22 protein-coding genes are annotated in these 25,236 nt (G+C 60.6%); 8 read left to right on the forward strand and 14 right to left on the reverse strand.

Annotation, left to right across the window (positions count from 1 at the left end; genetic code table 11):
* Nucleotides 1–121 precede the first annotated feature (121 nt).
* The 13 genes from ACVVH8_RS10835 to ACVVH8_RS10895 are packed head-to-tail and all read right to left on the reverse strand — an operon-like array spanning nucleotide 122 to nucleotide 15,360.
* A complete protein-coding gene (locus ACVVH8_RS10835; protein ID WP_475230002.1) occupies nucleotides 122–2,041 on the reverse strand; it encodes a hypothetical protein in 1,920 nt (639 codons plus the stop codon).
* Complete coding sequence (locus tag ACVVH8_RS10840) at nucleotides 2,038–3,342, reverse strand: oligosaccharide flippase family protein (RefSeq protein ID WP_475230004.1); 1,305 nt, start codon at nucleotides 3,340–3,342, stop codon at nucleotides 2,038–2,040. The genes ACVVH8_RS10835 and ACVVH8_RS10840 overlap by 4 nt, the downstream gene beginning before the upstream one ends.
* On the reverse strand, nucleotides 3,339–4,340 hold the full coding sequence (locus ACVVH8_RS10845) for a polysaccharide deacetylase family protein (protein WP_475230007.1): 1,002 nt from the start codon (nucleotides 4,338–4,340) through the stop codon (nucleotides 3,339–3,341). The genes ACVVH8_RS10840 and ACVVH8_RS10845 overlap by 4 nt, the downstream gene beginning before the upstream one ends.
* A gap of 13 nt (nucleotides 4,341–4,353) precedes the next feature.
* Complete coding sequence (locus ACVVH8_RS10850; RefSeq protein ID WP_475230010.1) at nucleotides 4,354–5,490, reverse strand: glycosyltransferase; 1,137 nt, start codon at nucleotides 5,488–5,490, stop codon at nucleotides 4,354–4,356.
* Entirely contained in the window at nucleotides 5,483–6,451 is a 969-nt protein-coding gene (locus tag ACVVH8_RS10855) for a glycosyltransferase (protein WP_213028210.1), read from the reverse strand. Before ACVVH8_RS10855 ends, ACVVH8_RS10850 begins: the two co-directional genes overlap by 8 nt.
* The gene (locus ACVVH8_RS10860) at nucleotides 6,448–7,818 is read right to left on the reverse strand and encodes an O-antigen ligase family protein (RefSeq protein ID WP_213028211.1); all 1,371 of its coding nucleotides are present in this window, start codon (nucleotides 7,816–7,818) and stop codon (nucleotides 6,448–6,450) included. The genes ACVVH8_RS10855 and ACVVH8_RS10860 overlap by 4 nt, the downstream gene beginning before the upstream one ends.
* On the reverse strand, nucleotides 7,815–8,909 hold the full coding sequence (locus ACVVH8_RS10865) for a glycosyltransferase family 4 protein (protein ID WP_213028212.1): 1,095 nt from the start codon (nucleotides 8,907–8,909) through the stop codon (nucleotides 7,815–7,817). Before ACVVH8_RS10865 ends, ACVVH8_RS10860 begins: the two co-directional genes overlap by 4 nt.
* Nucleotides 8,906–10,498: a GumC family protein gene (locus tag ACVVH8_RS10870; RefSeq protein WP_475230012.1), complete on the reverse strand. Its 1,593-nt coding sequence runs from the start codon at nucleotides 10,496–10,498 to the stop codon at nucleotides 8,906–8,908. The genes ACVVH8_RS10865 and ACVVH8_RS10870 overlap by 4 nt, the downstream gene beginning before the upstream one ends.
* A 16-nt stretch (nucleotides 10,499–10,514) precedes the next feature.
* Nucleotides 10,515–11,540, reverse strand: coding sequence for a polysaccharide biosynthesis/export family protein (locus tag ACVVH8_RS10875; protein ID WP_103305827.1), 1,026 nt, complete (start codon nucleotides 11,538–11,540; stop codon nucleotides 10,515–10,517).
* Nucleotides 11,541–11,561: 21 nt separating this feature from the next.
* Nucleotides 11,562–12,209, reverse strand: coding sequence for a CpsD/CapB family tyrosine-protein kinase (locus tag ACVVH8_RS10880; protein ID WP_213028214.1), 648 nt, complete (start codon nucleotides 12,207–12,209; stop codon nucleotides 11,562–11,564).
* A complete protein-coding gene (locus tag ACVVH8_RS10885; protein WP_103305829.1) occupies nucleotides 12,209–12,955 on the reverse strand; it encodes a sugar transferase in 747 nt (248 codons plus the stop codon). The genes ACVVH8_RS10880 and ACVVH8_RS10885 overlap by 1 nt, the downstream gene beginning before the upstream one ends.
* An 18-nt stretch (nucleotides 12,956–12,973) precedes the next feature.
* Nucleotides 12,974–14,011 carry an NAD-dependent epimerase gene (locus tag ACVVH8_RS10890; RefSeq protein ID WP_213028215.1) on the reverse strand — a complete coding sequence of 346 codons (1,038 nt, stop codon included), beginning with the start codon at nucleotides 14,009–14,011 and terminating at the stop codon, nucleotides 12,974–12,976.
* Nucleotides 14,008–15,360, reverse strand: coding sequence for a UDP-glucose dehydrogenase family protein (locus tag ACVVH8_RS10895; RefSeq protein WP_213028216.1), 1,353 nt, complete (start codon nucleotides 15,358–15,360; stop codon nucleotides 14,008–14,010). Before ACVVH8_RS10895 ends, ACVVH8_RS10890 begins: the two co-directional genes overlap by 4 nt.
* A 391-nt stretch (nucleotides 15,361–15,751) precedes the next feature.
* Here ACVVH8_RS10895 and ACVVH8_RS10900 point away from each other — a divergent pair, with 391 nt between their 5' ends.
* The 7 genes from ACVVH8_RS10900 (at nucleotide 15,752) to ACVVH8_RS10930 (ending at nucleotide 23,020) form a co-directional block, all read left to right on the forward strand.
* A complete protein-coding gene (locus ACVVH8_RS10900) occupies nucleotides 15,752–17,449 on the forward strand; it encodes a sulfatase-like hydrolase/transferase (RefSeq protein ID WP_475230015.1) in 1,698 nt (565 codons plus the stop codon).
* Nucleotides 17,450–17,649: 200 nt separating this feature from the next.
* Nucleotides 17,650–18,303: an ABC transporter ATP-binding protein gene (locus ACVVH8_RS10905; protein WP_475230018.1), complete on the forward strand. Its 654-nt coding sequence runs from the start codon at nucleotides 17,650–17,652 to the stop codon at nucleotides 18,301–18,303.
* Nucleotides 18,300–20,771, forward strand: coding sequence for an FtsX-like permease family protein (locus ACVVH8_RS10910; protein WP_475230020.1), 2,472 nt, complete (start codon nucleotides 18,300–18,302; stop codon nucleotides 20,769–20,771). The genes ACVVH8_RS10905 and ACVVH8_RS10910 overlap by 4 nt, the downstream gene beginning before the upstream one ends.
* Nucleotides 20,761–21,831 (forward strand): lipocalin-like domain-containing protein, encoded by a 1,071-nt coding sequence (locus ACVVH8_RS10915; protein ID WP_315445675.1) that lies wholly within the window; start codon nucleotides 20,761–20,763, stop codon nucleotides 21,829–21,831. The genes ACVVH8_RS10910 and ACVVH8_RS10915 overlap by 11 nt, the downstream gene beginning before the upstream one ends.
* Nucleotides 21,832–21,914: 83 nt before the next feature.
* Nucleotides 21,915–22,157: a hypothetical protein gene (locus ACVVH8_RS10920; protein WP_103305836.1), complete on the forward strand. Its 243-nt coding sequence runs from the start codon at nucleotides 21,915–21,917 to the stop codon at nucleotides 22,155–22,157.
* A 10-nt stretch (nucleotides 22,158–22,167) separates the two neighbouring features.
* The gene (locus ACVVH8_RS10925) at nucleotides 22,168–22,350 is read left to right on the forward strand and encodes a hypothetical protein (protein ID WP_213028221.1); all 183 of its coding nucleotides are present in this window, start codon (nucleotides 22,168–22,170) and stop codon (nucleotides 22,348–22,350) included.
* 85 nt (nucleotides 22,351–22,435) lie between these two features.
* Nucleotides 22,436–23,020: a hypothetical protein gene (locus tag ACVVH8_RS10930; protein ID WP_103305838.1), complete on the forward strand. Its 585-nt coding sequence runs from the start codon at nucleotides 22,436–22,438 to the stop codon at nucleotides 23,018–23,020.
* A gap of 329 nt (nucleotides 23,021–23,349) precedes the next feature.
* On the opposite strand, the gene ACVVH8_RS10935 is transcribed toward ACVVH8_RS10930, so the two are convergent.
* Nucleotides 23,350–24,177, reverse strand: a complete 828-nt coding sequence (locus ACVVH8_RS10935; protein ID WP_103305839.1) for a glycosyltransferase family 2 protein — start codon at nucleotides 24,175–24,177, stop codon at nucleotides 23,350–23,352.
* 231 nt (nucleotides 24,178–24,408) lie between these two features.
* On the opposite strand from ACVVH8_RS10935, the gene ACVVH8_RS10940 reads away from it, so the two are divergent.
* Nucleotides 24,409–25,221 (forward strand): VanW family protein, encoded by an 813-nt coding sequence (locus ACVVH8_RS10940; RefSeq protein WP_475230022.1) that lies wholly within the window; start codon nucleotides 24,409–24,411, stop codon nucleotides 25,219–25,221.
* The last annotated feature ends 15 nt before the right edge of the window (nucleotides 25,222–25,236 follow it).

Here is a 25,236-nt window from a genome sequence, read left to right on the forward strand (position 1 = left end):
GCTTTTAGCCTGTAAATGCGGGGCCGCTTCGCAGCCCATCGGGGATAAATCCCCTCGCCACAAAAACTCCCTACCCACAAATCTTTGTTCGCCTTACATGTTCTGATAATCGGAATTGGCTTCATGACGCGATCCAGCTCAGTGCAAACAGGGTCTCCCCCGGCAAATCGAAGCTGACGCGCCCATCGCGGCAGGCAAATGGTGCGTCGCGGCTGCGGTTGTCCGCTCCGAAGTAGCGCAGGGCGCCATTGTTCAGCGGGCACTTGGCGCCGCTCAGATCGATACGCTGCAAACGCGTGCCTTTGTTCACCCCGAGCAATCCGCGTTGCTCATCACCGGCCATCGCCAGCACATCGACTTCAAACGCATCGTTCTCCAGCCACAGCACCTTATGCAGCCAGTGCTGCGCGATGAACTGCTGAGCCAGGCCCACCGGTTTCAACTCGAAACGATCATCGCCGAGTACCCGCAACATGCCCTTGGGGTACTGCGGCTCATCGGCGGCCTGGAACCAGTTGAGCATGGTCAGCAAGCCGTCCTGCGAAGCGTTGATCACCACCGACGCCCACCACAGCGAGGTGTAATGGGTTTCCTGATCGTAGGGGCTGAGGCTGGAGCCGCTGGACAGATTGGTCTGATCGAGCAGCAGGGCCTTGCGCGGCTGGCCGTTACCATCAAGGCCAACCAATTCGGCGGCGCGGCGCACGCTGTCGCGATAGACGCGAGTGGCGAGCAGATCGCGGATCATCCATTCGTGCCAGGCCAGCGCATCCACCTGATCGGCGGACTCGTTGAGCAAACGGCGCGCCCAGTCGATGCCGCGCTTGTCCGCCGCGTTATTGGCGAACGGCCCGTTGACCAGGCGCGAACTGGCCGGCATGGCGATGCGTACGCCAGCCTTGGCATTCGCCCGGTCGCTGCGCACCTGGCGGGCCATGCTGGTGAAAATCGCCTGATACTGCGCGTAGCTCGAATAGTTGAGGTTCGGCTCGTCGGCGAAACCGATGTAGTGGGTGCCTTTGCCGCCCAGTGCTCGTGTGCTGGCGAGCCACGCATCGAGGCCGCTGTTGCTTTGCACATCGGCGCGTAAATCGGCCTGACGCTGACTGCCGGCGAGCAGGGTGATGTCCTGTTTGATGCCGAAACGATCCTGATAAACCTGACGGAACGCGTCTTCGAACTGCGGGTTCTTCGCCGTCACATCAACAAAACTGTAGTAACTCGCCGCCGTCGGTTTCAGCGCATCGAGCGCCGCATGACTGGCTGCTGGCGGCATCACGTAGGGCAGGGCGATGCCCAGATCCGGCGTGCGCCCGAGGACTTTGTCGTGCAGGGTCAAACGGGTCTGCCCGGCGTCTTCGCGCAGCGGTTTGAGTTGCTGCGGGTTCTGGGCGAACAGATTGGCGGTGCCATCAAGCCAGAACGCCGCTTTACCGCTGCCCTGCAAACGCAGGCGCCAGACTTGTTCCTGGGCGCTGACCGGCAGTGCGAGCTGATCGAACTGCCAATAGGCGCGATAGGGTTTCAGTGTCAGTGTCAGCGCTTGCCCGTCACCCACGCGCTGCGCCTGCAACGCACTGACACCGCCATGAAACTTGCCGGCCAGCACTGCACGTTCGCCCGGCGCGACTTTGAAATACAACGTGTCGCCGTTCTGCGTCTGCGCGCTGAAATGCACTTTGGCCGGGGCGAACAGGGCGACCGTGCGCTCGTCATGTTCGATGCGATAGTTGCGAAAGCTGTAGCCGGGAATCTCCAGTCGATAACTGGCTGCGCCGGGCAGCAATGGCCAGCTCTGACTGCCACGGGTTTCGCTGGCCTGGATAAACCGGTCGCCCTGCAATTTGCCCTGGCCGTCGAGCAGGTACAGATGCTCTTCGTTGGCATCCGCCTGCCACGCTGGCGTCCAGCGCACGGTCAGCGTGTCCGGGCGATCGCTTTGCAGATACAGGCTGCCGTCACGGATCTCGCCCCAACGCATCGACGCTGCAAACGCGTCCAGCGACAGGCTGAGACCGAGCAGCAGGGCCAGGCCTTTCATGCGGCTTTCCTTTGCAGAATCTGCAGCATGGGCAGGACATCGCGCGGCAGGATGATCAGGGTTTGCCAGAACGGCACGCCGCTCAAACGGCAGTAAAGCACCAGCATCGCCACGGTCACCGCCAGATAGGCAATCGACGAAGCCGCCGCCGCGCCAACAATGCCATAGGCCGGAATCAGCACCAGGTTCAGCGCCAGATTGAGCAGGGCGCCCAGGCCCATCAGCAGCGACACCGTGCCGGGACGATTCTTGCCCAGCAAGTCGAGGCGCAGAATGCTCGCGTAGCACAGGCCCAACAGCCCCGGCAGCAGGGCGAGCAACGCCGGATACGCCGGTTGGTAAGCGGCGCCGAACAGGGTGACGATCAGCCATTCGCCAATCACCGCCATGGTCAGGCAGGCGCCGAGCATTACCGTTGCGGTCAGGCGCAACGCGAGCGGGGTGACTTTATCCATGCCTTCGTCCTGCTGCAGCAGGCGTTTCATCAATGGTGTGGTCACCGCTTCCGGGACGATCAGCAGCAGTTCGGCGGCAGCGCTGGCCATGGCGTAATGACCGAGCGCGGTGCTGCCGAGCAAGGCACCGATAAACAGATAATCCGAGCGCAGAATCACTTGCTGGAACAGCAGGTCCGGATGGCTGCGGGCGCTGTAGCGCAGCAGTTCTTTCTGGCTGGCGCGGTCCCATTGCAGTTGCAATGGCTGTGCGCGTTTGAGCCAGACCCAACCGACCAGCACCACCAGACTGATGCCGGCCAGCCAGCTGATCAGCGCCGCTTCCAGCGCCGCGCTTTGCCACATCCAAAACAGCGCGAGAAACAGCAACAGCGGTGCCAGCGATTCGACCAGGCGCAAGGCGTTGAACGCCACCACGCCGCCCGACGCGTTGTGCAAGGTCAGCAGACCGCTTTTTAAAACCGTCAGCGGCACTGCCAGCAGCAACAACCAGGCGAGCAGACCGAGTTGCACGGTCACATCCAGTTCAGCGCCAAACTCGCGCACCAACGCCACCACCAGCAAGGTCAGCAACGCGGCGAGCAAACAGCCGAACACCAACACCTGACTGAGCAGCAGCCCCATCGGTCGCTGCTTGGCCGCTTGATAACCCACCGCCGAGTTCAGCCCGCCACTGGTGGCCGCGCTGATCAGATCCGGCAGCGTGCTGAGCAGGGCAAACAGCCCGCGCTCACTCGGGCCGAGGATCCGTGCCAGCAATACGTTGCGCAGCAAACGCAAGGCGATCATCGCCAGTTTGGTGCCCATGCTCAGCGCCAAATGTTTGAGGTAGCTGGCTCGGCTCATGGCCGCGCCCCGCGAAAGATCCGCCACGACAGCAGTTCCGGATTGCGCGCCGTGCGCTGGCTGACACCGAAACGCGGCAGATTCAGCGGATCGCCTTCACCGCGATAGATGCCGGTGCCGGTGCCGAGCGCAAACGGATAGTCATGGCTGGCAATCTTTTGGCGCACGCGTTCATCGTTGTCGCCGTTGGGGTAGCAATACACCGGCAGCGGCCGGTTGCAGCCGTTGTGCAGGGCATCGCGGCTGCGGCTGATTTCTTCGTCCAGGCGCACATCGTCCAGACCGGTGAGGATCGCGTGACTGGCGCCGTGCGGGCCGAAACGTACCAGCCCGGAAGCCTCCAATGCACGCACCTGATGCCAGTCCAGCGCTTGCGGTTGCGACTCTTGCGGGCATTCGTCGGTCAGGCGTTCAAGCTCCTGCGGATCAAGGGTCTTCAGGCCTTGCAGATAATGCAGCAGCGCCAGGCTGCTGCGCTCGACATCAATGTCATCGACCAGCACCGGCAAGGGGTGATGCATGGCATGCAGGCATTCGATCAGGTGCATGCGCGCCTTGTCGCCGTGGCTGCCCCACAGGGTTTCGCCGAGGCTTTCCCACCAGAAGCGCTGACGGCTGCCGATGAAGTCGGTGGAGAGAAAAATGCTCGCCGGCACCTGATGTTTCTGCAGCAGCGGATAGGCGTTGACCGCGTTGTCGCGCCAGCCGTCATCGAAGGTCAGCGCCACCCGTGGGCGCTCGGTGCGCAGCGAGTTGGGCTGGAGGATTTCCATCAGCGGCACGCAATCGAAATGCCGACGCAGCCACACCAGCAAATGCTCGAACGCTTTCGGCCCCACACACAGCTCGTTGCGGTGCGGCAGGTCGGCGGCGCGGTCGTTCGACAGCACGCGGTGCAGCATCAGAATCACCCCGGCGCCGTGCAACTGGTTGCGGCCCACGGAGGAGTTGAGATAGAGCCAGCCACTGGTGCGTTTTATCAGTTGTTTGATCGCCATGGCTTCGGTCCTCTTAACGGTTCTGTTCAGGATTCCACTGGGCATATCGCTGACCGCGCAGGAACTGCCACAGGCCAAGACTCATCCCGGCGAGGGTGACCAGCAGAAACGCGGCGAGGCGGAACGGTTTGGGCAAGCGGTGTTGCGAATCCAGCAAGCCGGCAATCGCCACGGCATAGCCGAACAGTTGCGCGATCAGTGCCAGGCGATAAAAGCCGTGGTCATCCCACAGCCAGAAATTGCTCAGCAACAGCGGCAGCAGGAGGATCGGCGCGAGACGACGGATCAGCTTGTGGCTGATCAACGCAATCGAATACAGACCATATTTCAGCGGATTGAGCAGTTCGCGGCGCTGCGCGAGGCTTTGCAGGCCGCCGACGGTGACGCGTTGACGACGGCGGAATTGTTTGTCCGCTTCATCCACACCGTGATCGATTACCTGTGCCTCAGGCACATAGACGATGCGTTTGTGTGCCACTGGTGCGCAGGTGCTGATAAAGAAATCGTCATTCACTTCGGCCGGCACGTTCTGGAACAACTCGCGGCGCAGGGCGAGCAGGGCACCGTCGGCGGAGACCATGCAGCCGGTGCGATTTTCAACCCGGCGCAACCAGCCTTCGTAATGCCGATACAGACTGTCACCGACGCTTAATCCACCGCCGGTAACCGGAATCACCATGTGCCCGGCACAGCCGCCGACGTTGGGATCATTCAGCGGTGCGAGCAGATAACCGAGGGTCTCGCGTGACCATTGGTTGTCGGCGTCGGTGAACACCAGTATGTCGCCGGTGCTCACGGCCACGCCGGCATTCAGCGTGGCGGCTTTGCCCTGGCGCGGCAGGTCGAGGACGGTGATGCGCGGGTCGACGACTTTGTGCGAGCAAGCCACGGTGTCGTCGGTCGAGCCGTCGCTGGCGAGAATGATCTGCAACGTCGCCGGCTGATAATCCTGCGCCAGCAACGTGCGCAACTTGTGCTCGATGTGCCGCGCCTCGTTATGCGCGGCGATCACGATGCTGATGTTCAGCGGCGGTGCCGGCGTGTGGCGCCAGGCCGGAAAAAGCGGCGCCAACAGTGTCAGCAGCAGTGGATAGCCGACATAGGCGTACACCGGCAGCAACAGGCACATCCAGAAAATGAATTCAGCCACGGGCAGGCCTCCTGGCGTTCCAATGACACAGACTGAGAATGAACGCAGCGCCGGCCAGGTGCAGACGCACCCAGTGCAGGCCCCACAGTTGCAGGGTCAGGCCGATATTGTGGTGCTTGGCGCTCTGCCGCAGGCTGAGGATCAGGCCCGGAATCAGGGTCAGGATCACCATGATTGCGGCGTGATGCGGGAAACCGTCGAGCAGCGCCGAGATCGCCAGAAAATCGAGTACCCAAACGGCAATCGACAGCATCGGAAAACGCAGCAGGCGCAGGCTGAAACCGTGGGTGCGCAGCAATTGCAGATGACTGCCCTGACGCCACAGCTCCTTGCCCATCCATTCACGCCAGTTCATTTCGTAACCCCAGTGCAGGGCGACGTTGTTGTTGACCGACAACAGGATGGCGCCGTTTTCACGCAGGCGCAGGGTGAACTCCTTGTCCTCGCCGGTGCGCAGGGTTTCGTTGAATCCGCCGACCTTGTCGAACCACGTCCGGCGCATCAGCAGGTTGGCGCTGGGCAGCCAGTCGACCACATGCGAGGCCTGCGAAGACACGCGCAAGGTGCGCCGTTGCCACGCGGTGGCATACCACGGCGCCTCAGCCGGGGTGTGCAGATCGAGACCAAACACGTCGGCCTGCGCACTGGCCTCCAGATCGAAAAGCGGCGTCAGCCAGTCTTCCGGCATCTCGATGTCGGCGTCGATAAACGCCAGCCATTCACCGGTGGCGATGGCCGTGCCGCGATTGCGCAGGGCGCCGATCAACAGCCCCGGCAGGCTCAAGACCTGTGCACCGAACTGCCGGGCAATGTGCGGTCCGTTGTCGCTGGAACCGTTGTCGACCACGATCAGTTCGCACTCGATATTGGCCGCGTGCGCGGCTTTTTGCGCGGCCAGCAGCGTGCGGCCAATGTGCCGGGCTTCGTTGAACATCGGGATGACGATACTGATCCGGCTCATGCGCGGGCCTCCGTCAGGGGGGCCTGCTCGGCTTTCACACGCAGGACGCTGGTCAGCGCGAGCATGATCCACACGTACTTCTGGTTCGGCGCGCTGAGGAACATCAAAAACAGCGTCAGCGAGAGAAAACTCACACCCAGGTGGGTCATCAAGTCGGCTTGTTGCCAGTCACGCCGCAGCATCCATGCGGCGCGTGCGCGAATCAGGTTGTACAAGCCGAGGCCGAGCATGCCGACGAACATCAGCCCGGCGGGAATCCCCAATTCACTGAAGATTTCCAGGTAAGTGTTGTGAGCGCGGCGGTAGAGATCGCCGATCTTGCGGTTGGCGGAGAACGCCTTGGCGTAACCGGTGGTGGCGTAGTGCAGCGGGAAGGTGCCGGGGCCGGAGCCGAGCAGCGGGTTCTCGCGGATCATCTGGCTGCCGACCACGATGTACGAGGCGCGCCGGCCGAGAGATTCGTCGTTGTGGCCCTTGGCGCCGGCACTCAACACGCTCAGCGATTGAATCCGCGCAATGTAGCCGGCGGGCATCGCATAGATCGCCAGCGGAATCACGATCGCCGCGCCGAGCATGGCGAAGCCCAGATGCCGCGGCCGAATCCGCGTCAGTTGCGAGCGGTAATGCCAGCAGCCGATCAACAGACTGAGGGCGATCACCACCAGCCCCGAACGCGATTCAGTCTTGGTCATGCCGCCCAGCAACAGCAGGCAGCAACCGCCCCAGAACAACCGGTGCAGCAGGTTCGGGCTGCGGATCACCAACAGCAGGCCCAGCGGAATGGCGAAAGCGATCAGCATGGCAAAGGCGTTGGGGTCTTCGAGCAGGCCGGCGGCGCGACCCTGATCCTGAAACTTGGTCGAGAACATCGCCATCGCACAAGTGGCGCTGACGGCGAGGGTCACCAGTCGGGCGAACAGGTCGAGGTTCAGCTCGCGGCCGATCAGCAGGGTGATGACAAACAGGATCAGGCCAACGCTGAGTTCGCGCAGGTGCCCCAGCGACATGCCCATGTCATCGGTGTTGAGCAGGCTGAGGAAGTACAGAACCATGAACCAGACCAGGTAACGCCAGATGTTGCTGCGCAGGCGTTCGGAGGGAATCTGGTGCAGCGCCAGTTGCAGCATCAGGATCACCGCCAGCGAAGCGCCGATCAGTTTGCTGCCCGACAGCGAGCTGTCCTTGAAGAAACCCTCGAATGGCACCAGCGCGGCAATCCCGAGCAGGCCCCAGGTCGGTTTGCGATACAGCACCGCGAAACCCACCAGGCCCAGCACCGCTCCCGGCGCCAGATACGGATAAGGGCTGGCCAGCAAAGCGATGCAGACCAGACCGAGCAAACTGACGATCGAGAGCGGGAAAATCATGCGCGTGCCTCCCGTGCCGTGCGGATGTACAGCTGCGACCAGCGTTCGGCGAGGGCCTTGAGGTCGTAGCGATCCTGTTGCGTGCGTTTCGCGTTGTCACGCAGTTGCCGCGCCAGTTTCGGCTCAGTCAACAGCGTGTCGAGCTGGCGGGCGAGGGCATTGCTGTCGGCGGGTTCGGCGAGCAAGCCGTTGTGCCGGTGTTCCAGCACATCGGGAATCCCACCGACGCCGAAGGCGACCACCGGCACACCGGCCTGCATCGCCTCGAGCAAAATCATCGGCGTGCCCTCAGTGCGCGAACTGATCACCAACGCATCAAGGCGTTGCCACCACGGTTGCATGACGGTCTGGTAGCCCGGCAGGCGAATCCGTAGCTGCAAACCGGCGCTGTCGATGCGTGCCTGCAGCGCCTCGCGCTCCGGGCCGTCGCCGAGCATCACCGCATCCAGTTGCGGATGCTGATGACACAGCGGGATCAGCGCATCGAGAAACAGATCCGGACCTTTCTCACTGCTCAAACGGCCGACATAACCGGCGAGCCAGCGCTGCCGATCGGCGTCATGAATCATTTGCCCATGGGCGGCGGGCAAGCCGTTGGGGATCACCTGCAACTTCTCCGCCCGAACGCTGGCCTGACGGTGCAACACGGCGATGCTTTCCGCCACGCAGACCACCCGATCCACCGACGCGGTGCGGCACAGTTGCAGACTGAGCCAGGTGTAGAACTTCTGCTTGCGACTGCGTGGCGTGAAACCGTGCTGGGTGATCACCAGCGGCAGGCGCAACAGGGTTGCGCCGACCCAGCCGAACAGCAGGCCTTTGAAATTGTGCGTATTGATCAGCGGCCGCTCGCTCTGCCGCTGGCGCAAGTGCCGCAGCAATTCGCCTAGTCCGGCGCAGCCACGGCAGTCCACCCCGGCCTGACGAAAGCGCGCGATCAGTTCTGGCGGCGCGTCGAGAAACAGCACCTGATGCTGTCCCGGCGTCGCCAGACAATGATCCAGCAACATCCGCTCGGCCCCATAGAAACCGCCGCTGCTGAGCAAATGAATGATCGGCAGCGCGGCGTTCGGGGACGGTGCGGTGTTCAATTGCGCACCCAGTGCAGGAAGCTTGGCACGGTCCAGTTCTTGTGCGGATTGCTCGGCAGCGTGTTCTGGTCGTTGATCACCAACAGCACCGGTACGCCCAGCTCGTGGCTGATTTGCGCCGGGTGTTTGAAGCGGTGATCGAAGAACTCACGCACGTAGACCAGGGCAATCGCCAGCAACAGACCGGTGAACAAACCGAACGGAATGATCAGGCCCGGTTTCGGGAACGCGGCTTCGGTCGGTTCGAACGGCGGGCTCAGCACCCGGGCGTTGGACAGATCGTCGTTGAGCGCGCCGGTGGTGCTGCTTTCGGCAAAGCGCTGGGCGTAGGTCGAGAACGCGGCGTGCAGCGCATCGATTTCGGTGTCCATCTGCCGCAGCTTGCTCTGGGTCTGCTGCAGCTCGTGGATGCGATTCTTGAACTCGGCGATGCGCGCGGTTTTCTGATCGATCACTTGCTTGACCACCGCCAGATCGTTGGTGCGTTCCTGAATGCGGTTGCTCACCACTTTGAGGAATTGCTGACGGGTGCGGGCAATCTGTTCGCGGGTCAGCAGCATCGGTTCACTGCCGGGCTGGAATACCGCCAGGTCATTCATGTAGCGGCTGACCTGAGTGGTCAGTTGCTCGCCCATCTGTTTGATTTCGCGGTCTTCGAACGCCACGTTGTCGACGGTGGTGGTGAAGGTGTAGGGGAAGGTGTAGTCGTTGAGCTTGTTGGTACTGGCAGCGGCCAGCGCGGTTTTCAGGTATTCCAGCCAGCGCTGGCTCTGCAACAGGCGATCCTGGTACAGGTTCAGGGCTTGCTCTTCGGTGTTGATCGCGTTGAGACGGAAGGTGATTTCTTCCTTCGGATCCGACGAACCGACACTTTCCAGCAGTGCCTGACGGTTGCCTTCCAGGCCATCGAGTCGCACTTGATACAGATGCTTCTTCGACTCGTAGAAAGACTGCGGCAGGTCGATCGATTGCAGCGCCTGACGGCTGAACAGGTAGTTCTGCAGCAGCGCCGCAACGAACGTCGTGCCCTGGTGCGGATCAGGGAAGCTGTAGACGATCGAGATCACGTTGGAACCCGGCAAGGTCTCGATTTTCAGCTTGTCGATGGCCTCTTGTGTCAATGCATCAAGTGCAGTGTCCCGCACTGGGTCGGTTTCCAGCCCGAGCATGTTGCGCACCGGGTTGATCACGTACTGGCGCAGTGGCGAACTGACGTAGCGTTTGAACGGCTCGGCCACCAGTTTGCTGAAAATGCCCGGCGAAGGTGTGTATTCACCCTTGTCGCGCAGTTCGCTGATGGTCTGGCGGATCAGCGCCGGGGAACGGAGGATATTGCTCTCCGTTTCCATGTCCGCCAGCGACGGCGGGATGAAGGTGGCGTTGTCCACCGTGAGCGACGTGGTGGCGTCACCCTGGGAGAGTTTTTTCGACTGCACGATCACCTGCGCGGTGATATCGAAGCTCTGTTTGAGCACCAGCGGCAGCAGCAGGGCGATGACTGCAAAGATCAGGAAGACCCGTTTCACCAGTTGCTTGTTGGCGAAGAAGATCCTGAAGAACTCATGCAGGTAGTTTTCCTTTGGATTCATGTCGGTCACCTGAGAGTCAGTTGTTGTTGCTGTCTTTGTTGTCGACGCGGTAGCCGAAGCTGAACCCGACGCCCTGGAACAACACCACGTCAGCCAATTGCCGGGCCAGTTCGCCGGCGCTGGCCAGTTTGGTTTTCGGCACGTAAAGCATGTCGTCCGGTTGCAGATAGGCGATCTGCGAGGCATCACCCGACAGCGCTTTCTCGACGTCGTAACGCACCGCCTGCACCTGATTGCCGTTGCGGCGCATGATCACCACCGAATCCAGCCGCGCCTTGACGTTGGTGCCACGGGCCAGGGTCAACGCTTCAAGCACCGACACCGGCCGGCGGATCGGGTAGGAACCCGGTTGGCCGACTTCACCGAGCACATAGATCTCGTTGCCGGCGGTGGATTTGAGCAACACGTCGACGGTCATGCGGCCGGGCAGTTGCGCGTATTTCTTGTTGAGGAAGGTTTCCAGTTGATTGACGGTCATGCCTTGCAGCGGCACGGCGCCGATTTCCGGGAAGCTCGCGTAGCCGTCGGTGCCGACGGTGATTTCGCGGCTCATGCCGGTGGCCGGATGGTTCAGCGCGCTTTTCAGGTTCTGCTCGTTGGTCAGCGGGCTGATGATCTGCACGGTTAACTGATTGCGGTTGGGCTGGAACAGCTGTTTGCGCTGATAGGCGCGCTGGATTTCCTGACGCGCTTCTTCGCTGGTCAGCCCGGCGATTTTCACCGAGGTGTTGGCGCCCGGCAGTTCGATGGTGCCGTCGGGCAGCACCAGTTGGTTGCCGTTGAGCTGGCTGGCAGCGGTGAAGTTCAGGCCGATCTGGTCACCCGACTGCACGCGGTAGGCGTCCGAGCCGCTGGTGCTGATATGGAAGATCACATCCAGCACATCCTGCGGGCGCAGCGTCTGCTCGATCTTCGGCATGTCGGTGGCCTGGGCGTTGGCCGGGGTGGCGGTGAGGATATTCACCGGCATGTTCTGGGTTTCGGAGTTGCTTGAGCAGCCTGCAAGCGGCAGCATCAGCAGCACAAGAATCTTGGCGTTCATGGCGTCATCCCTCGCGTTCGCTTACAGGTTTTTATAAAGCCATTTCGGCATGTAGTACTTGCGCCGGTTGAACACGCTGCCGACCACTTTGGCCCCGGCCTGGGTCAGGCGTTGCACGGCGGCCTGGGCGACTTCCCAGCGGGTGTCTTCGGCGCGCACCACGAACACCACGCCATCGACCTGGGTGCTGATGACCAGCGTGTCGGCGGCGGAATACACCGCGTCGCCGTCGATCACCACGAAGCGGTACTGGCTGCCCAATTGATCGAGCAACGGGCTCAGGCGCTCGGCGGTCAGGTGCTCCATGGTGCGGATCGGCCGGCCGTTGGGCAGTACGTGAAACGGCAGGCTTGAAACCTGCACCACGCAGTCCTGCAGCAGCGGCGGGTTGTCCGGGTTGAACAGCAGATCGCGCAGGCCGCGCTCTTTGCTCAGGTTCAACTGCTGGGTGAGGTTGTTCGCCGACTGGCTGGCGTCGACCAGCAGCACCTGGCCGCTGCTCATTTGCGCCAGTTGGCTGGCCAGCGCCAGGGCACTGGTGGTGGTGCCCGCGCCGGGGTTGGCGGCGGTCAGGAACAGGATCCGCAGATCGAGGTCCAGCACGGTCGAGGTCAGGTTCGATTCGCTGGGGTTGGCGATGCTCAGGCTTTTGTTGGTTGAACCGTCCATTAGCTTGCTCCGTGGCCGCTGAATACTTTGAAGGGGGTTTTCAACAGGATCTTCAAATCAAGCAAAAGGCTCTGCTCGGCGATATAGCTGAGGTCCAACTCAACGCGCTGGTCGAAGTCGATGTTGCTGCGTCCGGAGATCTGCCACAGGCCGGTCATGCCGGGGTAGATCGCCAGACGGGCGAGGTGATTGTCCTTGTAGCGGTAAGCGTTGAACGAAGTCGGACGCGGGCCGACCAGGCGCATGTCGCCGGTCACTACGTTGATCAGGTTCGGCAGTTCGTCGAGGCTGGTGCGCCGCAGGAAACCGCCGATTCGGGTGATGCGTGGGTCCTTGTCAATCTTGAAGTCGATGGCGTCGGCGCCGTGCTTGTTGAGGTGACGCAGCGACTCTTTCAATTCTTCGGCGTTGCTGACCATGGTGCGGAACTTGAACATGCCGAACTTGCGGCCGCGGTAGCCGGTACGTTTCTGCACGAACATCACCGGGCCTTTGCTGGTGAACTTGATGGCCAGGGCCAGACCCAGCAGCAGCGGCGAAATCAACACCAGAATCATCAGCGCGCCGAGGCAGGCCACCACTCGATTGGTGCGTGACAGCTGCCAGGGACGACCGCCATCGCGGCCTGTGAACCAACCGCGACCCTGACGATGAATCGCTGCATCGAGACGCATCCGGTGCTCGGGGTCAACGCGCTTGTCGCGGCGCATTTGTTGGATCGGTACACCTTTCTCATGTCCAGTCATGGAGTCCTCCGCATTAATTCAGCCGCGAGCGGCGCGTGGGCGATAGGCAGTGGGGTAGTAGTCGCGGAACCAGGCGATGAAACGCCCAAGTCCCTCATCCAGCTCGATCCGGGGCTGGAACCCGGTGGCCTGGGCCAGATCGCTGGCCTCGGCGCAGGTATTGAGCACGTCACCCGGTTGCAGCGGCAGCAGCTCGACAATGGCTTTCTGGCCGAGGTGCTTTTCCATCAGCGCCAGATAGGTTTTCAGCTCGACCGGGTGCTGGCCGCCGATGTTGAACAACCGCCACGGCGCCATGCTGCTGGCCGGGTCGGGCTGCTCGCGATCCCATTCCGGATGGGCGTGCGGTGGCTGGTCGGCGAGGCGTGCGATGCTTTCGATGATGTCGTCGATGTAGGTGAAATCGCGCTGATGCTCGCCGTAGTTGAACAGCTTCAGTGGTTCGCCTTCGCTGATCGCCCGGGCGAACTGGATCGGCGACATGTCCGGCCGACCCCACGGGCCGTACACGGTGAAAAAGCGCAGGCCGGTGCAGGGAATGCCGAACAGGTGGCTGTAGCTGTGGGCCATCAGCTCGTTGGCTTTCTTGGTCGCGGCGTACAACGACAGCGGGTGATTGACGCCGTCCTTGACCGAGTACGGTGTGTGTTGATTGGCGCCATACACCGAGCTTGACGAGGCGTAGATCAGATGGTCGACCGGGTGATGCCGGCAGCTCTCCAGAATGTTCAGGAAACCACCGAGGTTGCTGTCCATGTAGGCCCGCGGATTCTCCAGCGAGTAACGCACGCCGGCCTGCGCCGCGAGGTGGATTACCACTTGCGGGCGTTCGCGGGCAAACAGCGCTTCGATGGCCGACGCATCGGCCAGGTCAACCGCGGCGAGCTGGAAATCGCCGACCTGCGCGCGCACCCATTGCACGCGGTCGTGCTTGAGTTGCGGATCGTAATAGGCGTTGAAATTATCCAGGCCGACCACCGCATGGCCGTCGCGCATCAGCCGCAATACGCAATGAGCGCCAATGAATCCGGCCGCACCGGTGACCAGGATTTTCATGAGCGCAATCCTTCCGGGGCGATGTGGCGCAGGCCGATGCCGCTGTAGTGCAGGCCGGCGGCGGCGAGGTGTTCCGGGTTGTAGAGGTTGCGGCCGTCGATCACCACGCGCGAACGGAGTTTGCTGGCGAGCAGTTCAAAATCCACCACGCGGAAGTTTTTCCACTCGGTGCAGATCACCAGCGCATCGGCGTCTTCGAGGGTGTCGTCGCGGGTGGCGCACAGGTGCAGGTCATCGCGATAGCCGTAGAGGCGCCGGCACTCGGACATGGCTTCCGGATCGTAAGCCTGCACGCTGGCGCCTTCGGCCCACAGCGCATCCATCAGGTAGCGGCTGGGCGCCTCGCGCATGTCATCGGTATTCGGTTTGAACGCCAGGCCCCAGACAGCAATGGATTTACCGGCCAGCCCTTGCGGGAATTGCGCTTTCAGTTTGCTGAACAGGATGTGCCGCTGGGTGTCGTTGACGTCGGTGACACTGCGCAGCAGTTTCAGCGGCATGCCGTTGTGTTCGGCGGTGTGCAGCAGGGCACGCAAGTCTTTGGGAAAGCACGAGCCACCGAAGCCGCAGCCCGGGTAGATGAAGTGGTAGCCGATACGCGGGTCAGAACCGATGCCTTTGCGCACCGCTTCGATGTCGGCGCCGAGCAGTTCAGTGAGGTTGGCCAGTTCGTTCATGAAACTGATGCGTGTGGCGAGCATCGCATTGGCCGCGTACTTGGTCAGCTCGGCGCTGCGGTTGTCCATGAACATCAGTTTTTCGTGATTGCGGCAGAACGGTGCATACAGCTCGCTCATCTGCTCGCGGGCCTCGTCGTCGCGGGCGCCAATGATGATCCGGTCCGGGCGCATGCAGTCGGCGAGGGCGCTGCCTTCCTTGAGGAATTCGGGGTTGGAGACCACGCGCACTTTCAGGCCGATCTTGCCGCGGCGCAGCAGTTCGCTGTCGGCAGCGGCGAGGACTTGATCCGCTGTGCCGACCGGCACTGTGGATTTGATGATCAGGGTGCGATCGGCCTCCATGTGTGAGGCGATCTGCCGGGCGACATTGAGCACGTGACTGAGGTCGGCGGAACCGTCCTCATCGGCCGGGGTACCGACGGCGATGAAAATCAGCTCGGCATGTTCGACGGCATCGCTGGCCTGGGTACTGAATAGCAAACGCCCGGCCTTGATGTTTTCTTCAAGTGTGCCGGACAGTCCCGGTTCGCTGATCGGCGGCACGGCTTGTTGCAGTTGTTTAATCTTGTTCGGGTCTATATCAACGCATAAAACCCGATGACCGACATCTGCAAGTGCGGCGGCTTGAATAAGTCCAACATAGCCCGTGCCAAATACGCTCACGTCCATCTGCGCACCCTCGATAGAGCAAAAAGATAAGTTCGAAATGAGACTGTCAAAAGGGGTATAGCGCAGGGTGGGAAAAGCGTGTCAGCAAAATGACATGTTGCACCTGTATAACAGCCCCAATTTTGGGGGCGATTAGCCATCAAGTGCTTGCTATTGCTGGATTTGTCGCGTCCTTGACGCTTTTTTCATAATCACGAGAAAGCGATAAACGGTCGAAGGCCGCGAAATTAAAGGCTTGTAGCTTCTGGAGTGTGTCAGATTTGAGTCAACGTTTTTTTGACGCTTTGGGTAAAAGTCTTCCATTTCTTGCGCTTTGATGGCCGGGTGCTAGTGTCAGATTCTGACCGACAAACTATTGACCCGATGCCGTTTATTGCGTCCCGGAATGGCCATGTTTCGATACCTGAAAGAACTGCTTTTAATTATTTATCTGCTGCTTTATTCCGAATATTACATAGAGCGGTTAAATGCTATCGGCCTCGGTCTGGCTGTACTTCTTTTTGGCGCGATGTTTTTGGCGCTAACTTTAGCGTTATATCTAACGGCATATATACGACAGACGCTCATTCGACATTTGTTCGCATTGGCCATGTTTGTTTCGGCGGTATTTTTTGATGTCTATACCCGGGTCACAGCGGATTACCTGAGCTACAGCAGCTTCGTCTCGCTGGTGTACTCCGGCGGCTTCATTCAGGAAGCGGCGTACCAGTATCGCGATGCGATCATTCACGCTGCGCTCAGTGGTTTGCTGCTGTTGTTCGGCATCGGTCTGAAACCTCGGCATGCATTGATGGTACCCAACGCATTGCGTGTGGCGGCGCCGCTGTGCGGGGTGCTGTTGCTCAGCGCGGTGCTGTTTTTGCGGGCGGGCGAGGGCGCACGGGGCTTGCCGGTCATGTACACGCCGCTGGCCTATCTGAACCTGTTTGCCTATGAAGCACTGCACAACACCGTCGGCCCGCGCGAGCCGGTCACCCTGGCGCGTAACTCGGCAGTGGTGGGGCACGAAATTGTGCTGATCATCGACGAGAGCATCTCCGGCAATTACCTGGACATCAACGCCCCGTTCGGCGTGCACAGCAACCTCAAGCAGGCGCATGCAGGCGTCGACATCTTTAATTACGGCTACGCCGCATCCATCGCCAATTGCAGCGCCGACACCAACATCACCCTGCGCTACGGCGGCACCCGCGCCGACTACATGCGCATCAACAGTACGCTGCCGTCGATCTGGCAATACGCGAAAAAGGCCGGGTTGCGCACGGTGTACATCGATGCCCAGCGCACGGGCGGCAACCTGCAGAACCTGATGAACGACACCGAGAAAAAGGACATCGACGAGTTCGTGCAATTCGATCAGACCAGCGTACGCGACCGCGACATGGCGGCAGCGGCGAAGCTGATCGAGCTGCTCAACGATGACCAACCCGAGTTGATCCTGATCAACAAGGTCGGCGCGCATTTTCCGGTGCACGACAAATACCCGGATGCGTTCATGGCCTACCGTCCGACCTTGCCGCGCGGCCAGTTCACCGAAGTCGCCGACACCGGCGAACGCACCGGTTTCAATGGTCAGCCGGACGATTGGGTGCTGTACCGCAACGCCTACAAGAACACCGTGCTATGGAACGTCGGGGAGTTTTTTGCGCGGGTGTTTGCCCAGGCCAATCTGAACAATGCGTTGCTGATTTACACCTCCGATCACGGCCAGGATCTGCATGAACGCGGCAATCCCGGGCTCAATACCCATTGCGGCGGCGACCCGGTAGAGGAAGAGGGCCTGGTGCCGCTGGTGGTGATTCAGGGCAGCGAGGTGAAAACGCTGGACTGGCAAGCGCAGCTGTCGACGAACAAGGATCGCTCCAGCCACTACAACATCTTCCCGACGCTGCTGCAGTTGATGGGGTACGACTTGGCGGGGATCGAGGCGGTGTACGGCAAGCCGCTGACGGTGCCGACGGCGGATGAGTTCACCTTCAATTACCGCTTCAATGCGCGGCTGGGGGCCAAGCCTGAGTGGAAGCATATTGATCTGGGCAGTATTGTCACGCCGGGGGAGGCGCCAACCAGTGTGGCGGCGGGGCAGTGAGGTTTGGGCTTTTTGAGCTGGCCTCATCGCTGGCAAGCCAGCTCGCACAGTGTTTAAGGGTGAACTCAGGTATCTGTGAACAACCTCAATCCCTGTGGGAACTGGCTTGCCAGCGATGAGGCCGTTTGATTCAACGCCAGGCTCTGGTCTGTCATCGGCTTCCGCTATCCTTGCCCCACACTGACACATCAGGTGGCGGCATGCTCCAGGTTGAAAACGTCTGCAAAAGTTACCTCACTCCCCAAGGCCCCTTGCCCGTGCTGCAAGGCGTCAACCTGACGCTCGAACCCGGCAGCAGCCTGGCGCTGATGGGCGAATCCGGCAGTGGCAAAAGCACCTTGCTGCACCTGATCGCCGGCCTCGACAAGGTCGACAGCGGCAGCATCCGCAGCGGCGGGCATCGGCTCGAAAGCATGAACGAGGCGCAACTGGCGAACTGGCGCCGCACGGAAATCGGTCTGGTGTTCCAGCAGTTCAACCTGATTGGCAGTTTGCGCGTCGAGGACAATCTGGCGTTTCAGGCGCGTCTGGCCGGGCGCCACGAGCCGCGCTGGCAGGCGCATCTGGTGCAGCGTCTGGGGTTGGGCGATTTGCTCAAGCGTTATCCCGAGCAACTGTCGGGCGGCCAGCAGCAACGCGTCGCGCTGGGCCGGGCGCTGGCCTCGCAGCCGAAATTGCTGCTGGCTGACGAACCCACCGGCAGCCTCGATGAAGCCACCAGCGATGAAGTGCTGCGCTTGTTGCTCGAACTGCTCGACGACACGCCGACGACCTTGCTGATGGTTACTCACAGTCCGCGAGTGGCGGCGCGGCTGGCCCAACGGGTGGTGCTCTCCAACGGGCGCCTGACGTGAACGTTTTCTGGCAAACCCTGCGCGCGCTGCTCAGTCATTGGCGGCGGCATCCGGTGCAGTTTTTCAGCGTACTGACCGGGTTGTGGCTGGCCACCAGCCTGTTGACCGGCGTCGAGGCCCTGAATAGCCAGGCTCGCGACAGCTATGCCCGCGCCAGCCAATTGATCGGCGGCGAACCGCAAGCCAGTCTCAGCACGCCCAACGGTGCAACCTTCCCACAGCAATGGTTTATCGATCTGCGCCGTCAGGGCTGGCCGGTGTCGCCAGTGTTGCAGGGCCGCTTGATCCTCAAGGATCACGATAATCAGCGCCTGCAACTGCTGGGCATCGAGCCGGTGTCGCTGCCGGCCGATTCGGCGGTGGCGGGGCAGGCGATGCCGATCGAACGGGTGGTCGAATTCTTCACGCCACCAGGCATTACATGGATTTCCCCGGAAACCCTGCAGGCCTTGAACCTGCACGAAGGCGCCACCCCGCAAACGCTGAATGGCCAGACGCTGCCGCCGCTGCTGGCGCAAAAAGACATGGCCCCGGGCATGTTGCTGGTCGACATCGGCGTCGCGCAAACCCTGCTCGAACAACCCGGACAACTGTCCCGCCTGTTGCTGCCCAAGGATTTTCACGGTGAGTTGCCACCCGCGTTCAAGGGCCAGTTGCAGCTCAAGAGCAGTGGCGAGGAAAACAATCTGGCGCGACTCACCGAGAGCTTCCATCTCAATCTCGATGCGTTGGGCTTTCTCTCGTTCGTGGTCGGTTTGTTCATTGTCCATGCGGCCATCGGCCTCGCCCTCGAACAACGACGCGGACTGTTGCGCACATTGCGCGCCTGTGGTGTCAGTGCACGCCTGTTGATTGGCTGTCTTGTCGTTGAGCTGGGCGGGTTGGCGCTGATCGGTGGTGTCTTTGGTGTGATCAGCGGGTATTGGCTGGCCAGTGTGTTGCTGCCGGATGTCGCCGCCAGCCTGCGCGGTCTGTACGGCGCGGAAGTGGCGGGGCAGTTGCGGCTGAGCCCGTGGTGGTGGTTCAGCGGAATCGGCTTGAGCTTGCTGGGTGCGTTGCTAGCTGGCGCCAACAGTCTATTGCGAGCGGCGCGTCTGCCGTTGCTGGCGGTGGCAGATCCGCAAGCCTGGCATCAACAATATGCGCGCTGGCTGCGACGGCAGGGCTGGCTGGCCTTGGTGCTGGGCGTGATCGCACTCGCGGCGTTGCTCTGGGGCGACAGCCTGGCGAGCGGCTTCGTGCTGATGGCCGGGCTGCTGCTCGGTGCCGCGCTGGCCTTGCCGGTGCTGCTCAGTGGGATGCTGAGTCCACTGCTCGGGCGCAGTCGTTCGGTGCTCGGCCAATGGTTTCTCGCCGATTGCCGTCAGCAATTGCCGGCGCTGAGCCTGGCGCTGATGGCGTTGCTTCTGGCGCTCGCAGCCAATATTGGCGCAGGCAGCATGACGGCCGGTTTTCGCCAGACCTTCAACGATTGGCTCGAACAACGCCTGAGCGCCGAGCTCTACATCAACCCGACCAACCCGGCTCAGGCCCGCGAAATGTATAGCTGGCTCAAACAGCAGCCGCACGTCACGGCGATACTGCCCAACTGGCAGGTGGCAGTGACCCTGCAAGGCTGGCCGGCGGATGTGTTCGGGATCATCGACCACGCCTACTATCGTCAGCACTGGCCGCTGCTTGATGCGACTGGCGGTGATCCATGGGCGCATCTGGCAACCGACGATGCGGTGATGCTCAGCGAGCAACTCGCGCGGCGACTCAAGGTGCACGCGGGCGATCGACTGACGATTCCGGCACCGAATGGTTCGTGGTCGCCGCGCATCGTCGGCATCTACGCCGATTACGGCAATCCCAAAGGTCATTTGCTGGTCAACATCCATCACCTGCTGCGCGGCTGGCCGCAACTGACGCCGAACCGTTTCAACCTGCGCATCGACGCGCAGAACATCCCGGGATTTTTGTCCGCATTGCAGGCACGCTTTGCCCTCGATGACAGCCGCATCGTCGATCAGGCGCGACTCAAGGGCTGGTCGGTTCAGGTGTTCGAACGCACCTTCGCCGCCACCGCCGCGCTGAACAGCCTGACCTTGGCAGTGGCAGGCGTGGCGCTGTTTATCAGCCTGCTGACGCAGAGCCAAAGCCGTCTCGGCCAGCTCGCACCGCTGTGGGCGCTGGGCGTGACGCGACGCCAACTGATGCTGCTCAACCTCGGTCAGACCTGGCTGCTGGCGGTACTGACGCTGGTGCTGGCGCTGCCATTGGGGATCGCGCTGGCGTGGTGTCTGGATGCGGTGATCAACGTGCAAGCGTTCGGTTGGCGTCTACCGCTGCGAGTCTTCCCTTGGCAATTGCTGCAACTGCTGGGCCTGGCGTTGCTCGCGACATTGCTGGCGTCGGCGTGGCCGTTGTATTCGCTGTACCGCACACAACCGGCGGACCTGCTGAGGACGTTTGCCCATGAGGATTAACGCGGTGGTGGGGTTGAGTGTGCTGTTGTTGCTGGGTGGCTGCGATCAATCAGCGCCCGAGCAGAAGGGCTTTGCCGGGATGGGCACTCAGGCCTCGGCGTTTACCCCGGTGGTGCCGGGGCGGGTGTTCAGCTTTCCGGCGGACCACGGCGCCCATGAGGGTTTTCGCATCGAGTGGTGGTACGTCACCGCTAATCTCAAGGATCAGCAAGGCAATGATTTCGGCGTGCAATGGACGTTGTTTCGCAGTGCCTTGAAACCAGTGGCGGAGCAGGCCGGGTGGGGTAATCAAACGATTTGGCTGGGGCATGCGGCGGTGACCTCGGCGACTGCGCATCACGCTGCCGAGCGTTATGCCCGCGGCGGGGTGGGTCAGGCTGGCGTGCGTCTGGCACCGTTCGAAGCGTGGATCGATGATTGGCAGTTCGCCAGTCGCACTCAGGACCCGTTGAGCAATATGCAACTCAGTGCCAAGGACAAATCCTTCAGCTATCAACTGCACCTCACCGCCAGCCGTCCGCTGGTGCTGCAGGGAGATAAGGGTTTCAGTCAGAAATCCGAACAGGGCCAGGCTTCGTATTACTACAGCCAGCCGTTTTTTCAGGCCAGCGGCACGCTGCAAATCGACGGCCAGACCTACATGGTCAGCGGCCCGGCCTGGCTCGATCGCGAATGGAGCAGCCAACCGCTGACCGCCAACCAGACTGGCTGGGACTGGTTCTCCCTGCACCTGGACAGCGGCGCGCACGTCATGTTGTACCGCATGCGCCAGAAGGACGGCGCGCCGTACCTGACCGGCACCTGGATCGACGCTGACGGCCAGACGCAGACCCTGCACAGCGGGCAGATCAAACTCACACCGCAAGACACGGCAACTGTCGCCGGTCGCTCCATGCCCGTGCGCTGGTCGATCAGCATCCCGGACAAACACCTCGACATCAGCCTCTCGGCGCTCAACCCCAACGCATGGATGAACCTGCGCATTCCCTACTGGGAAGGCCCGGTGCGGATCAGCGGTAGTCATGGCGGCAACGGTTACCTCGAAATGACCGGCTACTGACGCAAATCCTTCCGGCGCGGATTTGGGTTGAACTCCATTTGTTCACTGAACCTCTACACAGTAATACCTGTGGAGGATCTGCCATGAGCGATGACCTGCAACCCCCGGACATGAAAACCTGGCAGCGTCTGTTCGACGATGAAACCCTGTGGCAGCAATCCCCCGACGCCCATTACCTCGACCTGCAACGTATCGCCGACGACTTGCTTGGTCAGGGCGCCATCGACCTTGAGCAATGGCAGATCCTGCGCGCCAAAGCCGATGACGAACACAAGGATTCCCCCGCCGTAAACGTCGCCCGCGAACTGGACGACCCCCAAGCTTGAGGACCACACCATGAAACCCGTCTCGCCAAACGAACACCCCGATGAACCCCGGCCACCCGGGGAAACCGAGCGTGACAACGACGCCCTGCGGCCCACTGATCCAAAACAGCGGCAGAACAGCGGCAAAGGCACCGCCAGTGGTGAATCCACCGCACAAGAAACTGCAGCAGCAGAAAGCAAAGCCAAGCCCTGAACGGCGTCTATGCTCAGTGGCACGTTCGTCGTCGAACGCGATTCGGCGGCGGGTGCTGCCATTCATCACAGGGAAAGGATTGCTTATGAAACTCCACGCACTGGCCAAGGCCATCACTCTTGCAACCGTACTGTCCGCCACCAGCTTCGGAGCGTTTGCTGCCGATATCCCGCTGTCCGCCACCGTCGAAGCGGATGTGGTCACCACCAAAGTGCTGGCGGTCGATGCGGCCAATCACCAGGTCGTGCTCGAAGGCGCCGAAGGACGTCAGGTGCATGTTCAACTGAGCGACAAGGCAAAAAATCTGGCTAATCTGAAGGTCGGCGACCAGGTCAAAATCGAAGTGCAGCGTTCCGTCGCGGCCTACCTCGATACCGATGTGGATAAAGGTCTGCCTGGCACCGTCGAGCGTAGCGGTGAACTGCGCAACGCTCCGGGCAGCGATAATCCGGGCGGCGAAGCTTACCGTCAGGTCCAGGTGCAATTGGAAATCACCAAAATTGATTTGAAGACCCATCAGGTGACCCTGAAAAACCCCGCGGGCCAGTCGAAAACCCTCGATGTGAAGAAGCCTGAAATTCAAGCAAAACTCAAAGATTTGAAAGTCGGACAAAGCGTCGTCGTGACGTATACCGATGTATTAAAAGTGACCAGTCAACACGAAAGTTGAGTTTTAACTCTACAGAATGACTGCTCTTGTACAGTTAATGTATGAGAGTAGTCATACTATTAATTCGGTTTGCATTTCTTGAAAGTTTCACGAAAGCATTCGTCGATAAATATCTATTAACTTTTTCGTACATAATTTTTACATTCAAGAAGGGCGACATATCCGCCAACTTCTATTAAAATCCCTCCCGTTCGCCCAGTGTCAGGGCTCTTTACCGGTGCATGGATTGCCAGGCCATTACACTGGGCGAACACCTCCAGTGGAGTAGATGTATACAATTTCAGACAAAAAAAGGGCGACTTTAAAGTCGCCTTTTTTGTGCCTGCAAATTATATCGATCCTTGTATTCCCGGTTTGTCTTGCTGCCCCCGGAAGCGCTTGATCGTCGCCTGATACATTTTCGTCCGACGGTGATTTTCCCCGTAGGTACCTGCGGCAGCGACCGTTCCTGCCTGAATGTGGTCGAGATAACGGAAAATCTTGCGCGGCGACAAAAACTTGATGCCGTAACCCAGAGCGACCATCCGATCCTGAAGCGTATATCCGGGCACCCGGTCATCCATGCAGAAGTGCAGTCCTCGAGATTTCATCAAACGGGCATTCCACAAGGTACAGAAACTCTTCAGATGAGTTTCTTTATAGGGTCTCGGCGGTTTCGACTTCAAACCCAGGCGGACTTTGATATGGCGAACATAATGCTTGCAAAAGCGCGAAGTTAAACGCCAGGTATCTCGCACGACCCCACGATTGAGTTGTTCGACACAACCGACTGCCGCCATATCTGCACTTTTCGTGCATTCGCGCATCATCATCGAAAACACTTCTTTGTCGTAGACAAAGGTATCGGTGTGCAGCAGAAACAGATAATCGGTTTCAACCTTTTCCAGTGCCAGATCCAACGCTTTGCCATGGGCAATATGCCCGGCTTCTTTGCAGGGCGAGGGGCGCTCGATCAAATTGATCCAGTCCAGCGAACGCAAGTAATCCAGACTTTCATCGGCCGAATCATTGTCCACCACCCACACCGGAATGCGTTGTTCCTTGACGTGCTGGTGCAATAACTCCAGGCACATCCGCGTCATGTCCGGGGTTTTGTAATTGACCAATACCAGGCTGAAGTTCGACGGCTGTTCGGCTGGAAAATCAAACGCTTTCATATCAGAAGGGCTCATCCGCAGTTCACTGGCAACAGGGGTTTCATGGGCCGGGATGGTAGCGACGCAACCTTAGGCCAACCTTAATTTGCAGGTTCGACAGTGGTTGGGAGTGTGTCGAAGTGAGACTGGAAAAAGGCCCGAAGTTATTGCTTGGCTTACACGGGTTACAGGCTAAAATGCGCGCCCCTTTCACGGCTCAAGGAAGAAGCGGCGAGCGCCGTTGTGTCACGGATGAAACCACTTTCCCTCTACCATCCGGCCCTGTACTGGCTGCGCGTGCGGCAAAAAAGGCTGTTCCGTCAAATCGCCTGGCACTGCTCGCGCAAACGCTATGCGCGGCCTGCGGTTGCCGCTGAACGTCTGCCGTTCCGTTACCTCAAACACACCTCGAAACTGATCCGCAAACTCGGCGACTCCGACCTTGCCCTGCAACACAACAAAGTCATCAATCTGAAACTCGCGGTCGCGGCCATCGACGGCGTCATCATCGCCCCCGGCGAATATTTCTCCTTCTGCCGCCTCGTCGGCCAACCGACGCGCAAACGCGGATACGTCGAAGGCATGGAACTGTCTTTTGGCGAGGCCCGGACCGGCGTGGGCGGTGGCATCTGCCAGTTGAGCAACCTGATTCACTGGATGGCCATTCACTCGCCGCTGGTGGTGGTGGAACGCTCCAACCACAGCTTCGATCCGTTCCCCGATGAGGGCCGGGTATTGCCGTTCGGCTCCGGCGCAGCGATTTTTTATAACTACATCGACCTGGTGCTGCACAACCCGACGGATCGCCACTTTCAGTTGAAGCTGCATGTCGGGGCAACGCAACTCGAAGGGGAGTTGTTGTGCGATCAAGTGCGCGCCTATCGCTACCACGTATTCCAGGAGGCGCATCGGTTTGTGCGGGAAGCGGGGCGGGTATTCCGCGAGAACGAGATCTGGCGAGAAGTGAGAAACAAGGGGCAGGTGGGCGAGTTGGTGACTCGGGAACTGCTTTATCGCAATCGCGTGGTGGTCAAGTATGAGGTGCCCGACGAGTTGATCGGGTAGGGCGCGTCTGAATGC

This window comes from Pseudomonas trutticola BRTCR10 (genome assembly GCF_056155105.1).

Bases quoted from the DNA above. Each gene is read 5' to 3' on its own strand.
- ACVVH8_RS10895 (WP_213028216.1), bottom strand. From the start codon at position 15,360: ATGGACGTGAGCGTATTTGGCACGGGCTATGTTGGACTTATTCAAGCC.
- ACVVH8_RS10835 (WP_475230002.1), bottom strand. From the start codon at position 2,041: ATGAAAGGCCTGGCCCTGCTGCTCGGTCTCAGCCTGTCGCTGGACGCG.
- ACVVH8_RS10885 (WP_103305829.1), bottom strand. From the start codon at position 12,955: ATGACTGGACATGAGAAAGGTGTACCGATCCAACAAATGCGCCGCGAC.
- ACVVH8_RS10925 (WP_213028221.1), top strand. From the start codon at position 22,168: ATGAAACCCGTCTCGCCAAACGAACACCCCGATGAACCCCGGCCACCC.
- ACVVH8_RS10880 (WP_213028214.1), bottom strand. From the start codon at position 12,209: ATGGACGGTTCAACCAACAAAAGCCTGAGCATCGCCAACCCCAGCGAA.
- ACVVH8_RS10860 (WP_213028211.1), bottom strand. From the start codon at position 7,818: ATGATTTTCCCGCTCTCGATCGTCAGTTTGCTCGGTCTGGTCTGCATC.
- ACVVH8_RS10875 (WP_103305827.1), bottom strand. From the start codon at position 11,540: ATGAACGCCAAGATTCTTGTGCTGCTGATGCTGCCGCTTGCAGGCTGC.
- ACVVH8_RS10920 (WP_103305836.1), top strand. From the start codon at position 21,915: ATGAGCGATGACCTGCAACCCCCGGACATGAAAACCTGGCAGCGTCTG.
- ACVVH8_RS10935 (WP_103305839.1), bottom strand. From the start codon at position 24,177: ATGAAAGCGTTTGATTTTCCAGCCGAACAGCCGTCGAACTTCAGCCTG.
- ACVVH8_RS10900 (WP_475230015.1), top strand. From the start codon at position 15,752: ATGTTTCGATACCTGAAAGAACTGCTTTTAATTATTTATCTGCTGCTT.
- ACVVH8_RS10915 (WP_315445675.1), top strand. From the start codon at position 20,761: ATGAGGATTAACGCGGTGGTGGGGTTGAGTGTGCTGTTGTTGCTGGGT.
- ACVVH8_RS10855 (WP_213028210.1), bottom strand. From the start codon at position 6,451: ATGAGCCGGATCAGTATCGTCATCCCGATGTTCAACGAAGCCCGGCAC.
- ACVVH8_RS10845 (WP_475230007.1), bottom strand. From the start codon at position 4,340: ATGGCGATCAAACAACTGATAAAACGCACCAGTGGCTGGCTCTATCTC.
- ACVVH8_RS10940 (WP_475230022.1), top strand. From the start codon at position 24,409: ATGAAACCACTTTCCCTCTACCATCCGGCCCTGTACTGGCTGCGCGTG.
- ACVVH8_RS10890 (WP_213028215.1), bottom strand. From the start codon at position 14,011: ATGAAAATCCTGGTCACCGGTGCGGCCGGATTCATTGGCGCTCATTGC.
- ACVVH8_RS10930 (WP_103305838.1), top strand. From the start codon at position 22,436: ATGAAACTCCACGCACTGGCCAAGGCCATCACTCTTGCAACCGTACTG.
- ACVVH8_RS10905 (WP_475230018.1), top strand. From the start codon at position 17,650: ATGCTCCAGGTTGAAAACGTCTGCAAAAGTTACCTCACTCCCCAAGGC.
- ACVVH8_RS10840 (WP_475230004.1), bottom strand. From the start codon at position 3,342: ATGAGCCGAGCCAGCTACCTCAAACATTTGGCGCTGAGCATGGGCACC.
- ACVVH8_RS10870 (WP_475230012.1), bottom strand. From the start codon at position 10,498: ATGAATCCAAAGGAAAACTACCTGCATGAGTTCTTCAGGATCTTCTTC.